Source organism: Streptomyces krungchingensis, from assembly GCF_054729265.1.
In genome coordinates this window covers 2,735,568-2,749,795 of the sequence record NZ_JBPUKY010000001.1, presented here as the reverse complement: position 1 = coordinate 2,749,795, position 14,228 = coordinate 2,735,568, and the positions used below count along the sequence as shown (strand labels likewise).

Here is a 14,228-nt window from a genome sequence, read left to right as displayed (position 1 = left end):
CGGAGGGTCGAGACCGCCGTACGCCCGCGGAGCCGACGCGCCCGGTGGGCCGGGCCGCCGGACGTGCCGTCCCGCCGGTGACTCGCCCCGTCGTCGTGGTCGGCGAGTGGGCCGACCGATGGGCCGATCGGCAGGCCGACCGGGGGCGGGCCCGGAGTACCCGGAGGGAGCGGTCCGCAGCACCGGCGGGGCCGTCCCTCAGAACACGAGCGCCACCGCGCACACGGCCAGCGCCACGGTGCACAGGGCCGCCGCGGTCGCGTGCCGGGGCGCGAGTGCCGCCGGGCCGCCCGGGCCGGCCGTCGACAGGGTCCGGATGCGGTGATGGGCCAGCGCCAGGAAGCCCAGCCACAGCGCGCAGCACAGCGCACAGGCCAGCAGTCCGGCCACCGAGCGGCCTGCGTGCAGTGCCGTCTTCATGGCGAGCAGGGCGGCGACCGTGCTCGACAGGGTCGTACGGCGCCAGGCGAGGCGGGTGCGTTCCGGCTGGAGGCCCGGGTCCCGCTCGTCCTGGGCCTGCGACGTCACCCCGCCCACCCGGCGAGCACCACGAACACCATCGCGAGCGCGACGACGGCGACGGCGATGCTCAGCAGCGCGGGGAAGCGCGACACCGGCAGGTCCTCGCCGCGGCGCATGGCGCGCTCGCAGCGCACCCAGTGATTGACGGCGCGCAGCGAGCAGAGCACGCCCGCGCCCAGCAGGGCGAGCGCGAGGCCGACGCGCCAGGCCCAGCGCAGGTCCGGCAGGAACTGGTCCACCGCGAAGCCGCCGCCGATCAGCGCCAGCGCCGTGCGCAGCCAGGCGAGGAAGGTCCGCTCGTTCGCCAGCGAGAACCGGTAGTCCGGCGTCCCGCCCTCCTGGCGGATCTCCTGGGGCGCGAACCACAACCGGACATTCCGCACGAGTTCGATCACGCCCAGGACCCTACCGGTCCGGTGCGGGGCCCATCGCGGGCCCTCTGCGCGAGGCCCGGCCTCCGTCCGAGGCGGGCTGCTGTCCGGCCCCTCCGCCCGAGTCTCCGGCCCATCCGTCCGAGGCGGTCCAGTGGCCCGGCCCGCGGTCCGCCGCCCGGGTCCTCGTTCCGCCCGGCCCCGGTTCCTCAGTCCGCCGCGCGGTGCTCCTTGAGGCGCTCGTAGGCGGCCAGGCCGTCCGGGACCCATGTCCAGTCCGTCAGACGGCTCTCCAGCTCCTCCTCGGAGAGGAAGTCGTGCCAGGCGACCTCTTCCACCTGCGGGTTCACCGGCAGTTCGCAGCGGACCTCGTACACGGCCGACCACCAGCTCTGCCCGGCACCGTCGTCGTACAGGAACTTGAACAGCGGCACGGGCCGGGGGAGTCCCTGGACGCCGAGCTCCTCCTCCGCCTCGCGCAGCGCGGCGTCGTCGTAGGACTCGCCCGTGCCGACGACCCCGCCGACGAACATGTCGTAGAAGGAGGGGAAGACCAGCTTCGTGGGTGTGCGGCGATGGACGAAGACACGGCCCTCGGCGTCCCGCGCCAGGACGAACACGGCCCGGTGGCGCAGCCCGCGCGCGTACGCCTCCCCTCGCCGGGACTGCCCGATGACCTGGTCGTTCTCGTCCACGATGTCGAGGATCTCGTCGGCGGCGCTCATGCCCCCATCCAAGCAGTCCCGGGCGACGCGCGGGCGGTGCGCCCGCCGCCCGCCGCGGAGGTCCCGCGGTCCCCGTCGTCCGGGCCTGCCCCCGCTTCTACGCGGTCGGCGTCGTCCGGAGCGTGCTCCTCAACGCGGCTGGAGGTCCCGCGACCGCTCCGTCTCCGACGTGCCGGCGGGCATCGCCGGGTGCAGTCCCAGCAGCACGATGCCCACCACGACGGCGGCGAGGCCCGCGGCCTCCCATGCGAGGGCCCCGGCGTCCATGCGCAGCCGGTCCCCGAGGAAGCCCACCCCGCAGACGATGCCCGCGATCGGCTGGGCCGCGGTGAGCGCGGGCAGCGACATCCGCAGCGGCGCGGTCTCGAAGGCGCTCTGCACCAGGATCAGACCGGTCACGCCGAGCACCAGCACCACGTAGGGCTGCCAGCCGGTGAGCAGTTCGCCCCAGCCGCCCTCGCCGAACCGCTGTCCGCTGACCCGGGTCAGCGCGTCCTGGACGCCGTACAGCAGTCCGGCGGCGACGGCGAGCAGCACCGGTGCCGCGCTGAGCCGGGACCGCTTGGCGTACGTGGTGAGGAGCAGCGCGAGGCCGATCATGATCCCGATGATCAGCCAATGGCGCAGCGGATCGGTGACGGCGTCGCCGCCCTCCGGCTGTCCGGCCACGATGAACGCGGTGACGCCGCCCGCGAGCAGCGCGAGCCCGGCCCATCCCTGCCGTCCCAGCGGCTGTTTCGTCTGGTGACGGGAGAGGGCGAGCGCGAAGAGGAGGTTCGTCGCGAGGAGCGGCTCCACGAGGGAGAGCTCGCCCTTGCCCAGGGCGATCGCACCGAGGACCAGACCGCAGACCATGAGCCCTATGCCGCCCAGCCAGCGCGGAACGCGGATCAGGTCGAGCAGCAGCCGGGGGGAGAGGAAGTCGCTGAGCGGCGCGTGCGAGGCCGCGTTCTGCTGGAGCACGAAGCCGAAGCCGAGACAGCAGGCCGCGCTCACGGCAAGGATCAGAACGAGAACCGACACGCTGAGTACCTCTTGACGTCAGGCGGGCCACGGTTGCGTTCCCGCCGACTGTAGTGCCATGGGTCGGGGCCTGCCCCCGGGAGTACCCGGAATCAGGCAGTTGACTCGGTCACTCTTCTTGCCGAAGGATCGACCGACCAGTAACAAGCTGTGGTCGACGGCGACGTCAACCTCCACCAATGTCTCATCAACCAACGACGAAGCCGATCGGTTCGTGACAAACGTCATGAATACCCCCATGACGACACCGATCCGACCAGTCGGAATGCCGAGAGGACGGGCCCATGGCCTACGACGCAGATGTGATCGTGATCGGAGCGGGCCTCGCCGGGCTCGCGGCGACCGCGGAACTCGTCGACGCAGGCCGCAGGGTGATCCTCCTCGACCAGGAGCCCGAGCAGTCGATCGGCGGGCAGGCGCACTGGTCGTTCGGCGGACTCTTCTTCGTCGACTCGCCCGAGCAGCGCCGCATGCGGATCAAGGACAGCCACGCGCTCGCCCTCCAGGACTGGATGGGCACGGCCGCCTTCGACCGGCCCGAGGACCACTGGCCCCGGCAATGGGCCGAGGCCTACGTCGACTTCGCGGCCGGCGAGAAGCGGTCCTGGCTGCACCGGCAGGGCGTGCGGTTCTTCCCCGTGGTGGGCTGGGCCGAGCGCGGCGGCTACGACGCCAACGGGCACGGCAATTCGGTACCCCGCTTCCACATCACCTGGGGGACGGGGCCCGGCCTCGTGGCGCCCTTCGAGCGGCGGGTGCGGGCGGGTGCCGCCCGCGGTCTGGTGCAGCTGAAGTTCCGCCACCGCGTCACGGGCCTGTCCCGCAGCGGGGGCTCCGTGGACACCGTCACCGGCGAGATCCTGGAACCGTCCGGCATCGAACGCGGCCAGGCCAGCAGCCGCAAGGTCACCGGCGCCTTCGAGTTCAAGGCCCAGGCGGTGATCGTCACGTCGGGCGGCATCGGCGGCAACCACGACCTCGTACGGGCCAACTGGCCGGAGCGGCTGGGCAGCCCGCCCGAGCGGATGATCGCCGGCGTGCCCGCGCACGTGGACGGCAGGATGCTGGGGATCGCCGAGGAAGCCGGTGCCCGCCTCATCAACCGCGACCGGATGTGGCACTACACCGAGGGCATCCAGAACTGGAACCCGATCTGGGAGAACCACGGCATCCGCATCCTCCCGGGCCCGTCCTCCCTCTGGCTCGACGCGCGCGGCAACCGCCTGCCGGTGCCGCTCTTCCCCGGCTTCGACACGCTGGGCACGCTCGAACACATCATGCGGACCGGGTACGACCACACGTGGTTCGTGCTCGACCAGCGGATCATCGGCAAGGAGTTCGCGCTCTCCGGCTCGGAGCAGAACCCGGACCTGACCGGCAAGTCGGTCAAGGACGTGATCGGCCGGGCGCGCGCCGACGTGCCGGGGCCGGTCAAGGCCTTCATGGACCACGGGGCGGACTTCGTCGTGGAGAAGGACCTCGGGGCGCTGGTGCGCGGGATGAACGCGCTCACCAAGGAACCGCTCATCGACGAGGCCGCGCTGCGCCACGAGATCGTCGCCCGCGACCGCGAGATCGCCAACCCGTTCACCAAGGACCTCCAGGTCACGGCGATCCACGGTGCCCGCAGGTTCCTCGGCGACCGGCTGATCCGCACGGCCGCGCCGCACCGCATCCTCGACCCCAAGGCGGGCCCGCTGATCGCCGTCCGGCTCAACATCCTCACCCGCAAGACGCTCGGAGGGCTGGAGACGGACCTCTCCTCGCGTGTGCTCACGGAGGGCGGCGACCCGCTGGAGGGCGTGTACGCCGCGGGCGAGGCCGCGGGGTTCGGCGGCGGCGGGGTCCACGGCTACCGGTCGCTCGAAGGCACGTTCCTCGGCGGCTGCCTGTTCTCCGGACGTACCGCGGGCCGGGCGGCGGCCAAGGCGGTCGGCTGACCGGAAAGCGGGGTGCCGGCAGCGGGCCGCGGGGGCAACCCCGCGGCCCGTAAGGGGAGTTGACACGTGTAGCGGACCGGCCGCCCTTGACGTGAAGCCTTGGCTGCCGGTTGGCTGTGCGTGATCGGCTCCCGACGAACCGCGCCTGTGAGGACGACCCCGCGGTGTCACCACCCCCGCCTCCCCTCGGCCGCGGTCGCAAGCGCGCGGCCCATGCCTTCGACCCCGCGCTCGACGACGCCGAACTCGCCACGGCACGCACCGCGTTGAACCAGGGCCGCTGGACCGCCGTGCGCGCACTGCTCGCCGCGACCGGCGACGACTGGGACCGCCGAGGCCACCGCGTCACCGTGCTGGCGCAGGCGCCCGCCGCGCTCGCCTGGGTCCGCGACTGGCAGCTCGCGGAGCCCGAGTCCGCCGACGCCGCCGTGCTCTTCGGCTGTGCCACCGTCCAGCGCGCGCTGGACGGCAAGGCGCGGCCGGAGCGCGCCCGCGAGGCCTGTCACGCCGCCGCCGCGCTCGCGCCCGCCGACCCCACGCCGTGGCTCGGCCTGCTCGTCCTGGAGCGGACCCTCGGCACCGAAGACGAGGTGGTGCGGCTCTTCGACGAGGTCCGCCACCGCTACGCCGACCACCATCACGCCCACCATCTGATGGTGGCCCGGCTCGCCGAGCGCCGTGCCGCCGCGGGCCAGGACCCGCTGCACGAGGTCTACGACTTCGCCAACTGGGCCGCCGAACAGGCCCCCGCCGACTCGCCCCTCGCCGTCCTGCCGGTCGTCGCGCACGCCGAGCGCTACCGCGTGCTCGCCGGCGCCGGCAGCGAACCCGCGGACCCGGTCGCCTCCGGGCACTGGATCGGACGCCGGGCCCGCCAGGTGATGAAGGCCGCCTTCGACTGGTGGCTGGAGTGGGAGCACGAGGACCACCCGCGCCGCCTGGTCGACCTCAACTTCCTCGCCCACGCCAAGTTCTGCGAGGGGCGCGGCGCCGAGGCCGCCGCCCTGTTCCACCGCATCGGCGAACACGCCACCGAGGCGCCGTGGTCGTACCCCGACCGCGATCCCCACCGAGCCTTCCGTGCCGCACGCGACAGCGCGCTCGGCACGGTCTGAACAGCACCTCCGCGAGCACCCGCGACCCCCGGAAAACCGCACCCCGAAAGGACGACCCGCGATGACGACGGGCAGTTCGAGCACATCGAGTACGTCGAGCACGGGCAGACCGGACGCCGACGGCGCCGGCATCAGCACGTTCAAGGGACAGGACCGCGCGCTGCGCGCCGACCGGCTGGGCACGGGGGGACTGCTGCTGTCCGTCCTGGCCGCCACCGCGCCGCTCATGGTGGTCGCGGGTGTCATGCCCACCACATTCGCGGTGATGGGCATCGTCGGGCAGCCGCTGCTCTTCGTCATCCTCGGCGTGGTCCTCGTGCTCTTCAGCGTCGGATACGCCGAGATGAGCCGGCACGTCCACAACGCGGGCGCCTTCTACGCGTACATCTCGCGCGGCCTCGGCGGCACCGCGGGCGCGGCGGCGGCCCTCGTCGCCCTCGTCGCCTACAACGCCCTCCAGGTCGGCATCTACGGCATCTTCGGCTTCGAGGTCTCCGGGCTCTTCTCCACCTACCTCGACCTCGAGATCGCCTGGTGGATCCCCGCGCTGGTGGCCGTCCTGCTCGTCGGCGCGCTCGGTTGGCTGAAGATCGACGTCAACGCGCGCGTGCTGGGCGTCCTGCTCGTCATCGAGGTGGCCCTCGTCGTCATCTTCGACGTCGCCGCGGTCGCCGACCCGGCGAAGGAAGGACTGTCGCTGCACGCCTTCAACCCGGACACGCTCACCGGCGCGGGCGTCGGCACCGCGCTGTGCTTCTGCATCGCGGCCTTCCTCGGCTTCGAACAGGCCCCCGTGTACGCGGAGGAGACCAGCCGTCCGCACATCCTGGTGCCGCGCGTGATGTTCCTCGCCGTCGGCGGCGTCGCCGTGTTCTTCGCGGTCAGCTGCTGGGCGCTCACCGTGGCCACCGGCCCCTCGGGCATCGTCGGAGCCTCCCAGAAGCAGAGCGCGGGCCTGCTCTTCTTCCTCACCGAGTCGCGGCTCGGCGGCACCTTCACCGACGTGCTGCACATCCTGTTCGTGACCGGCATGTTCGCCGCCATGCTCAGCTTCCACAACGTCGTCGCCCGGTACGCCTTCGCCATGGGCCGCGAGGGCCTGCTGCCCGCGGCCTTCGGACGCACCACCGGATCGAGCGGCGCCCCCGGTTCCGGTTCGCTGCTGCAGACCGCGGTGTCCCTGGTGTTCGTGATCGCCTTCGCCGTCGCCGACGACAAGCCCACCGGTGACCCGACCGCACCCGTGCTGCACCTGTTCACCTGGGGCGGCAACATCGGCGCGCTCGGCGTCATCGTGCTGATGGCGATCGCCTCGCTCTCCGTCATCGTCTTCTTCGCCCGGCGCGGCGCGGCGGGCGCCCAGGCCTGGCGCCTGGTCACCTCGGCGCTCGCGGGCATCGCCCTGCTCGTCATCGCGGTCTACACGGTCAAGGACTTCGACGTCCTCGTCGGCGCGGGCCCGGACTCGTCGCTGAGCTGGCTGCTTCCGTCGATCATCGGGGCCGCCCTGGTGATCGGTGTCGTCCAGGGGCTCGTCCTGCGCGCCCGCAAGCCCGAGGCGCACGCCCGCATCGGTCTCGGCAACGAGGCATTCCAGCTGGACAAGGCGGCCGAATCCGCGTCCTGACACCGCCACGCCGGACCGGCTCCTCCCGGACGGCTCGTGGGAAAAGATGACGGAACTCTGACGGGCACCCGCCACCGCTGGCTTTTTGGGGGTCGCGGGTGCTCGAATCAGTGTGTGAAGCCAGAACCGTCCGAGGAGCCGGGCCCGGACCGCGACGCGAGGCCGGACCCCGAGCGGCCCGGGGAAGCGGACCCCCAACGGCCCGAGGAGCGCGGCGCGCCGATCGGCCGCCGGGTCCTGCTGGGCACGCTCGGACTCGGCGCGCTGGGCGTGCTCGCCGCGTCCCCACTGCAGCGCGCCCTCGAATCCTTCCTCGCCGGAGCCTCCGAGAAGGACCCCACGGGCCTCACCGGCCTGCTGCCCAACGGCGGAGGCTTCCGCTACTACTCGGTGGCGTCGTCCGTCCCGCACAAGACCGCCGCCGACTACCGCCTCACCGTCGACGGCCTGGTCGACCGCCCGAGGAGCTACACCCTCGCGGACCTGCGCGCCCTGCCCCAGACCCGGCTCGTGCACGACGTCCAGTGCGTCACCGGCTGGCGGGTGCCGGGCACCCCCTTCGAGGGCGTACGCCTGTCCCACCTCCTCGACGCCGCCGGGGTGCGCTCCGCCGCGGGCGCGATCCGCTTCAAGTGCTTCGACGGGACGTACACGGAGAGCCTCACGCTGAAGCAGGCCCGCCGCTCCGACGTGCTGGTGGCGCTGCGGATGCAGGACAAGCCCCTCGGTCACGACCACGGCGGCCCGGTCCGGCTCTACGTCGCCCCGATGTACTTCTACAAGTCCGCCAAGTGGCTCTCCGGCATCACCGTCACCGAGGACGTCCGTCCCGGGTACTGGGAGGAACGGGGCTACGACGTCGACGCCTGGGTCGGCCGTTCGAACGGACGCGACGATGAACCCACGAGTTGAGGACACCCCCGCCCGGCCGGCGCACCTCGGGTCCCCCGCACGCGTACGGCGCTTCAGCCGTGCGGAGCGCTGGGTGCACCGGACGACGGCCGCGCTCATGGGCACGTGCGTGGTCACCGCGGCGTTCCTGTACATCCCCGAGTTCGCCGCGCTCGTCGGGCGCCGCGAGCTGGTGGTGCGGGTCCACGAGTGGGCCGGACTGCTGCTTCCCGTACCGGTCCTGGCGGGACTCGCCTCCCGCGCCTTCCGCGCCGACCTGGGCTTCCTGAACCGCTTCGGGCCGCACGACCGGGTCTGGCTGCGGGCGGCCCTGCGACGCGACAAACGCCGTCAGTCGCGTCCCGCGGGCAAGTTCAACGCGGGGCAGAAGGTCTACGCCGCCTGGATCGCCGGGGCCACGCTGGTGATGCTGGGCACCGGCCTGCTGATGTGGTTCACCCATCTCACCCCGCTGATCTGGCGCACCTCGGCCACCTTCGTGCACGACTGGCTCGCCCTGACCATCGGCATCGTCCTCGCCGGACACATCGGGATGGCGCTGGGCGACCCGGAGGCCCGCCGCGGGCTGCGCACCGGATCGGTGAGCCGCCTGTGGGCGGACCGGGAACACCCGCTGTGGCGCCCCTGAGCGGCCGGACCCCGGTGCTCAGGGAGTGAAGTCCAGCAGCACCTTGCAGGACCGGCCGCGGTCGGCGGCGAGAGCGAACGCCGACTCCGCGTCCCGCACCGGCACCACGGCGCTGACCAGTTCGTCGAAGGCGGGCTCCGCCGCGAGCAGCGCCAGGGCCTCGTCGAACTCCGCGCCGAAGCGGAACGCGCCCCGCAGCTCGATCTCCCGGCTCACCAGCAGATTCCCCGCGAACGGGCTCCGGCCGGGCGGCAGCATGCCGAGCTGCACGACGACCGCGCCGCGCCGCACCAGGCGCAGACAGGTGTCCAGGCCCGCGGCGACCCCCGACGCCTCGACGGCGACGTCGACCTCGGCGGGCCACGCGGGGTCGTCGGGATCGTCGGCCCGTACGACCGCGTCCGCTCCGGCCGCGACGGCGTACGACAGCGCCCGGGGCAGCAGGTCCGTGACGGTGATGCGCGCCGCGCCCGCGGCCCGGGCGGCGGCCACCACGAGACAGCCGATGGGTCCGGCCCCCGTCACCAGCACGTGCCGGCCCGCCACGTTTCCGGCCCGCCGCACCGCGTGCAGCGCGACGGAGAGCGGCTCGGCGAGGGCGGCCCGCCGCAGGTCCAGCCCATCGGGCAGGGCCCGCAACTGTCCGGCCGGCACCACGAACCGCGCGGCGAAACCACCCTGGACGTGCGGCGTGCGTGCCGCGCTGCCCAGGTACCGGGTGTCGCGGCACACGTTCGGGCGGCCGTCGAGGCACTCGGGGCAGGCGCCGCAGGGGGTCGCCGGGTGCACCGCGACGGGCGTGCCCGGCACGGGTCCGCCGGCCCCGGCACCGTACGAGACGACGGTGCCGACCACCTCGTGGCCCAGCACCATCGGCTCCCGGAGCCGGAAGTCCCCGACCCCGCCGTGCCGCCAGTAGTGCAGGTCGGAACCGCACACCCCGCCGTACCGGACGGCGACCAGCGCCTGTCCGGGTCCGGGGGAGGGCACCGGGAGCTCGTCGACCCGCAGGTCGCCCTGTCCGTGGATCACACAGCCGAGCATCGTCACGTCCCTCTCAGAGCACGCTCGTCATACCGCCGTCGACGTACAGCACCTGCCCGCCGACGAAGTCCGCCGCGGGGGAGGCGAGGAAGAGCAGCCCGCCGACCAGGTCGTCGGTACGGCCCCACCGCCCGGCCGGGGTGCGCCGCCGCACCCAGGAGCTGAACTCCTCGTCGTCCACGAGGGGCCGGGTGAGCTCGGTCTCGATGTAGCCGGGACCGAGCCCGTTGACCTGTACCCCGTGCGGGCCCCAGTCGGCGCACATGCCCTTGGTGAGCATCTTCAGCGCGCCCTTGGTGGCCGCGTACGGCGCGATGCCCGGGCGGACGACCTCGCTCTGCAGCGAACAGATGTTGATGATCTTTCCGTGGCCGCGCGCGGTCATCCCGCGGGCGGCCTCGCGGCCCACGAGGAAGGCACTCGTCAGATTGGTGTCCAGGACGCGGTGCCAGTCCGTGTCCGTGAACTCCAGGAGCGGGGCGCGCAGTTGCATGCCCGCGTTGTTGACGAGTATGTCCAGCGGGCCCACCCGCTCCTCGACGTCCGCGATGCCCGCGGCCGCCGAGGGCCCGTCGGTGACGTCGAACACCGCGGTGCGGACGTCGCCGGGCAGTTCCGCGGCGGCCTTGTCGAGCCGTCGCGCGTCCCGCCCGTTGAGGACCACGGTGCAGCCCGCCTCCAGCAGTCCGCGGGCGAGCGCGAGCCCGATGCCGCGGCTGGAGCCGGTGACCAGCGCCGTGCGGCCGCTGATGTCGAAGAGGGGGTGGGCCATTGCCGTACTCCTTGGGTTCCGGCACTCCTGTGGTGCCTACCGGATCACGAGGGACAGGGCTAGATCACCAGGGACAGCAGCAGGACGAGTCCGCCGGCCACCACCGAGATGATCGTCTCCATCACCGACCAGGTCTTCACGGTCTGTCCGACGCTCAGGCCGAAGTACTCCTTGACCAGCCAGAACCCGGCGTCGTTGACGTGGCTGAAGAAGAGCGAGCCCGCACCGATCGCCAGCACCAGGAGGGAGGCGTGGGTGGTCGACATGTCGGCCGCGAGCGGGGCGACGAGTCCGGCCGCCGAGATGGTGGCGACGGTCGCGGAGCCGGTCGCCAGCCGGATCGCGACCGCGATCAGCCAGGCCAGCAGCAGCGCGGGGATCGACCAGTCCTTGGAGATGTCCAGGATCATCTGGCCCACGCCGGAGTCGATCAGCGTCTGCTTGAAGCCGCCGCCCGCACCCACGATGAGCAGGATGCCGGCGATCGGGGCGAGGGACTTCTCGACGGTCGTCGACAGTCGCTCCTTGGTGAACCCGGCGGCCCGGCCCAGCGTGAACATGCCGACGATGACGGCCGCGAGGAGGGCGATCAGCGGCGAGCCTATGACGTCGAACACGCGCTGGACCATGTGCGTGGGGTCGTCCACGACGATGTCGACCAGGGCCTTGGCCAGCATCAGCACGACCGGCAGCAGCATCGTGGCGAGGGTGGCGCCGAAGCCGGGGCGCTTGTCCAGGTCCTCGGAGGCGCGCTGCGGGATCATGCGGTCGGGGGCCGGAACGTCCACCCAGCGGGCCGCGTAGCGGGAGAACACCGGACCGGCGATGATCACCGTGGGGATGGCGACCAGGACGCCGAGCGCGAGGGTGACGCCGAGGTTCGCCTTGACGGCGTCGATCGCGACGAGCGGGCCGGGGTGCGGAGGGATCAGGCCGTGCATCACGGACAGACCGGCGAGCGCCGGGATACCGATGCGCATCAGGGAGTAGTTGCCGCGCTTGGCGACCATCAGCACGACCGGGATCAGCAGGACGATGCCGACCTCGAAGAACAGCGGCAGACCGATGACGGAGGCGATGAGCACCATCGCCCACGGCATGGCGCGGCCGCCCGCCTTGGCGAGGATCGTGTCGACGATCTGGTCGGCGCCCCCGGAGTCGGCGAGCAGCTTGCCGAGGATCGCGCCGAGCGCGATCAGGACACCCACACCGGCGACGGTCGAGCCGAGCCCGCCGGTGAAACTGACGATGACTTTGTCGAGCGGGGCCCCGGCGACGGCACCGAGGGCGAGCGAGCCGATGGTCAGGGCCAGGAACGCGTGCAGCTTGAACCGGGTGATGAGCAGCACGATGACGGCGATGCCCGTCAGTACGGCAATGCCCAGCTGAGCGTGGCCCGCCGAGGTGATCGGCTCGACGGCGTCCGCTGCCAGCATCTCGACGCTGAGTCTGGTCACGGTTGATCCCTTGCTTGAGTGAGGTACGCGGGAGGGGGGACAGAGTGGGGAGGGAGACAGGGGATGGGGGACGGGGGAACGGGGTTCGCGGGCGACGGCGCGTGACAGGCCGAACCGGCCGCGCCGGTGGCCACGTCATGTCCGTTGCTGTGCCGTGCCGGTGGCGACGCCGTGCGGGGCGGGATCGCCGCACCGGCGGAGTCGCCTCCGCGCTCGACTACGCGGGCAGGTCGAGATCCCGCAGCGCGGCCACGGCCCGCTCGGTGATCTCTTCGGGGCCGCCGGACACGTCCACGCCGACGCCTGCCTCGTCCGCCTCCAGCGGCTGGAGGGTGGCGAACTGCGAGTCCAGGAGCGCCGTCGGCATGAAGTGGCCCTGGCGGTGCGACATCCGGTCCTCGATGAGCTTGCGGTCACCGGTGAGGTGGACGAAGACGACTCCGGGGGCGGCCGCCCGCAGCCGGTCCCGGTAACTGCGCTTGAGCGCCGAGCTGCTGACCACCCCGCCGAGCCCGGCCCGGTCGTGCGCCCAGCGGCCGATGGCGTCCAGCCAGGGCCACCGGTCCTCGTCGGTCAGCGGCGTTCCCGCCGACATCTTGGCGATGTTGGCCTCGGGGTGGAAGTCGTCGCCCTCGGCGTACGGAACGCCGAGCCGGGCGGCGATCAGGGGACCGATCGTGGTCTTCCCGGTGCCTGCCACGCCCATGACCACGACCACGTGGGGGGTACGCGTCTGCTGCATCGTGCTCTCGCTGTCTTCGTCGACATCTGATGTCGACGACACTGAAACCTATTAGGTACGACGAATTCAAGAGTGTGTGACGTATAAGTCTGACTTTTTGTTCACGGCCCCTGCCTCGTACGCTGACCCCATGACCACACGGGGCCGGGGGCTGCACGGACATGTACTGGAGACCCTCGGGCCGGCCATCACGGCGGGCGAGTATCCGCCGGGGAGTGTGCTGCGCACCGACGAACTGGCGCAGCGCTTCGAGGTGTCACGTTCCGTGATGCGCGAGGCGGTCCGGGTGCTGGAATCCATGCACCTCGTCGAGTCCCGCCGCCGCGTCGGCGTCACCGTCCGCCCCAAGGCCGAGTGGAACGTCTACGACCCCGAGGTCATCCGCTGGCGGCTGGCCGGTGCCGACCGCCCGCACCAGCTGCGTTCCCTCACCGTGCTGCGCTCCGCCGTCGAACCCGTAGCCGCGGGCCTGGCCGCCCGGCACGCGACGGCCGAGCAGTGCGCCGAGCTCACCGAGTGCGCCCTGGGCATGGTCGCCACCTCACGCGGCCATCAACTGGAGGCGTATCTCGTCCACGACATCGCCTTCCACCGGGTGATCCTCTGCGCGTCGGGCAACGAGATGTTCGCACGCCTCGGCGACGTCGTCGCGGAGGTCCTGGCGGGGCGCACACACCACGAGGTCATGTTCGAGGACCCGGACCCGGCCGCCGTCACCCTGCACGTCCAGGTCGCCGAGGCCGTCCGGGAGGGCGACGCGGCCCGCGCCGAGGAGCTCACCCGCGAGATCACCGTCGGCGCGCTCCAGGAGCTGGACATCCTGGCACCGTGACCCGGTGCGGCGGCACGGGCGTTGTCATCGTGACCCCGCGGAGACAGCAGGGGCGCCATGCCGGCGCCGCCGTGACCTCCGTCGTGGCGGCACGGGCGCCGCGCCGCCGCCACGGCCACTCCTGCCCCGCCGCCTACTCCTGGAAGTCCCCGTCCACGTACACCCACGCGCCGTCGACCCGCTCGAACCGGCTCCGCTCGTGCAGCGAACCGCCCCGGTAGGAGGCCCGGAAGGTGACGGTGCCGGTGCCGTGGAACGCCGAACCCTGCTCCGTGGCGAGGACCTCCAGACCGGTCCAGCGCATCCCGGGGTCGAACTCCACCCGCGACGGCCGCGTCCGCGGATGCCAGGTCCGCAGCAGATACCCCTCGTCCTCCTTCACGAAGGCGCAGTACCGCGACCGCATCAGCGCCTCGGCGGTCGGTGCCGCGGCCTCACCGCGATGGAACCGCCCGCAGCACTTCGCATACGGCTCGGGAAGCCCGCAAGGGCAGGAACGACTCGTCATGGCTGCCATT

Annotated in this window: 15 protein-coding genes; 6 read left to right on the top strand and 9 right to left on the bottom strand. The window is 72.4% G+C overall.

Going from position 1 to position 14,228, the window contains the following annotated elements:
* Positions 1 to 198: 198 nt before the first annotated feature.
* The 4 genes from ACSYGO_RS12285 to ACSYGO_RS12270 all read right to left on the bottom strand — a co-directional run bounded on the left by ACSYGO_RS12285 (position 199) and on the right by ACSYGO_RS12270 (position 2,641).
* Positions 199 to 528 (bottom strand): DUF202 domain-containing protein, encoded by a 330-nt coding sequence (locus tag ACSYGO_RS12285; RefSeq protein WP_426680243.1) that lies wholly within the window; start codon positions 526 to 528, stop codon positions 199 to 201.
* Positions 525 to 917 (bottom strand): YidH family protein, encoded by a 393-nt coding sequence (locus ACSYGO_RS12280; RefSeq protein WP_095933244.1) that lies wholly within the window; start codon positions 915 to 917, stop codon positions 525 to 527. The genes ACSYGO_RS12285 and ACSYGO_RS12280 overlap by 4 nt, the downstream gene beginning before the upstream one ends.
* Positions 918 to 1,102: 185 nt before the next feature.
* Entirely contained in the window at positions 1,103 to 1,618 is a 516-nt protein-coding gene (locus tag ACSYGO_RS12275; RefSeq protein ID WP_432176730.1) for an NUDIX hydrolase, read from the bottom strand.
* A 129-nt stretch (positions 1,619 to 1,747) separates the two neighbouring features.
* Entirely contained in the window at positions 1,748 to 2,641 is an 894-nt protein-coding gene (locus tag ACSYGO_RS12270) for a DMT family transporter (protein WP_426680241.1), read from the bottom strand.
* A 284-nt stretch (positions 2,642 to 2,925) separates the two neighbouring features.
* Between ACSYGO_RS12270 and ACSYGO_RS12265 the strand changes: the two genes are divergently transcribed.
* The 5 genes from ACSYGO_RS12265 (at position 2,926) to ACSYGO_RS12245 (ending at position 8,863) form a co-directional block, all read left to right on the top strand.
* Positions 2,926 to 4,581 (top strand): FAD-binding dehydrogenase, encoded by a 1,656-nt coding sequence (locus ACSYGO_RS12265; RefSeq protein ID WP_095933234.1) that lies wholly within the window; start codon positions 2,926 to 2,928, stop codon positions 4,579 to 4,581.
* A 164-nt stretch (positions 4,582 to 4,745) separates the two neighbouring features.
* Positions 4,746 to 5,696, top strand: coding sequence for a hypothetical protein (locus tag ACSYGO_RS12260; RefSeq protein WP_426680240.1), 951 nt, complete (start codon positions 4,746 to 4,748; stop codon positions 5,694 to 5,696).
* 61 nt (positions 5,697 to 5,757) lie between these two features.
* Positions 5,758 to 7,323 carry an APC family permease gene (locus tag ACSYGO_RS12255; protein WP_426680239.1) on the top strand — a complete coding sequence of 522 codons (1,566 nt, stop codon included), beginning with the start codon at positions 5,758 to 5,760 and terminating at the stop codon, positions 7,321 to 7,323.
* A 114-nt stretch (positions 7,324 to 7,437) separates the two neighbouring features.
* A complete protein-coding gene (locus ACSYGO_RS12250; protein WP_460386661.1) occupies positions 7,438 to 8,235 on the top strand; it encodes a molybdopterin-dependent oxidoreductase in 798 nt (265 codons plus the stop codon).
* Positions 8,219 to 8,863, top strand: a complete 645-nt coding sequence (locus tag ACSYGO_RS12245; RefSeq protein WP_432188208.1) for a cytochrome b/b6 domain-containing protein — start codon at positions 8,219 to 8,221, stop codon at positions 8,861 to 8,863. Before ACSYGO_RS12250 ends, ACSYGO_RS12245 begins: the two co-directional genes overlap by 17 nt.
* A gap of 18 nt (positions 8,864 to 8,881) precedes the next feature.
* On the opposite strand, the gene ACSYGO_RS12240 is transcribed toward ACSYGO_RS12245, so the two are convergent.
* The 4 genes from ACSYGO_RS12240 to ACSYGO_RS12225 all read right to left on the bottom strand — a co-directional run bounded on the left by ACSYGO_RS12240 (position 8,882) and on the right by ACSYGO_RS12225 (position 12,878).
* Positions 8,882 to 9,907 carry an L-idonate 5-dehydrogenase gene (locus tag ACSYGO_RS12240; protein ID WP_460386660.1) on the bottom strand — a complete coding sequence of 342 codons (1,026 nt, stop codon included), beginning with the start codon at positions 9,905 to 9,907 and terminating at the stop codon, positions 8,882 to 8,884.
* A 13-nt stretch (positions 9,908 to 9,920) separates the two neighbouring features.
* On the bottom strand, positions 9,921 to 10,679 hold the full coding sequence (locus ACSYGO_RS12235; protein ID WP_460386659.1) for an SDR family oxidoreductase: 759 nt from the start codon (positions 10,677 to 10,679) through the stop codon (positions 9,921 to 9,923).
* A gap of 59 nt (positions 10,680 to 10,738) precedes the next feature.
* Positions 10,739 to 12,136 carry a GntP family permease gene (locus tag ACSYGO_RS12230; protein ID WP_460386657.1) on the bottom strand — a complete coding sequence of 466 codons (1,398 nt, stop codon included), beginning with the start codon at positions 12,134 to 12,136 and terminating at the stop codon, positions 10,739 to 10,741.
* Positions 12,137 to 12,353: 217 nt separating this feature from the next.
* A complete protein-coding gene (locus ACSYGO_RS12225) occupies positions 12,354 to 12,878 on the bottom strand; it encodes a gluconokinase (RefSeq protein ID WP_028801654.1) in 525 nt (174 codons plus the stop codon).
* A gap of 130 nt (positions 12,879 to 13,008) precedes the next feature.
* On the opposite strand from ACSYGO_RS12225, the gene ACSYGO_RS12220 reads away from it, so the two are divergent.
* Positions 13,009 to 13,710, top strand: coding sequence for a FadR/GntR family transcriptional regulator (locus ACSYGO_RS12220; RefSeq protein ID WP_426680232.1), 702 nt, complete (start codon positions 13,009 to 13,011; stop codon positions 13,708 to 13,710).
* Positions 13,711 to 13,843: 133 nt separating this feature from the next.
* Here the strand turns inward: ACSYGO_RS12220 and ACSYGO_RS12215 are convergent, their stop codons facing one another.
* Positions 13,844 to 14,218 (bottom strand): YchJ family protein, encoded by a 375-nt coding sequence (locus ACSYGO_RS12215; protein ID WP_345647850.1) that lies wholly within the window; start codon positions 14,216 to 14,218, stop codon positions 13,844 to 13,846.
* Between the last annotated feature and the right edge of the window lie 10 nt (positions 14,219 to 14,228).

Coding starts and splice junctions, on each gene's coding strand:
- ACSYGO_RS12220 (WP_426680232.1), top strand. CDS start 13,009: ATGACCACACGGGGCCGGGGGCTGCACGGACATGTACTGGAGACCCTC.
- ACSYGO_RS12215 (WP_345647850.1), bottom strand. CDS start 14,218: ATGACGAGTCGTTCCTGCCCTTGCGGGCTTCCCGAGCCGTATGCGAAG.
- ACSYGO_RS12265 (WP_095933234.1), top strand. CDS start 2,926: ATGGCCTACGACGCAGATGTGATCGTGATCGGAGCGGGCCTCGCCGGG.
- ACSYGO_RS12275 (WP_432176730.1), bottom strand. CDS start 1,618: ATGAGCGCCGCCGACGAGATCCTCGACATCGTGGACGAGAACGACCAG.
- ACSYGO_RS12225 (WP_028801654.1), bottom strand. CDS start 12,878: ATGCAGCAGACGCGTACCCCCCACGTGGTCGTGGTCATGGGCGTGGCA.
- ACSYGO_RS12245 (WP_432188208.1), top strand. CDS start 8,219: ATGAACCCACGAGTTGAGGACACCCCCGCCCGGCCGGCGCACCTCGGG.
- ACSYGO_RS12235 (WP_460386659.1), bottom strand. CDS start 10,679: ATGGCCCACCCCCTCTTCGACATCAGCGGCCGCACGGCGCTGGTCACC.
- ACSYGO_RS12255 (WP_426680239.1), top strand. CDS start 5,758: ATGACGACGGGCAGTTCGAGCACATCGAGTACGTCGAGCACGGGCAGA.
- ACSYGO_RS12240 (WP_460386660.1), bottom strand. CDS start 9,907: ATGCTCGGCTGTGTGATCCACGGACAGGGCGACCTGCGGGTCGACGAG.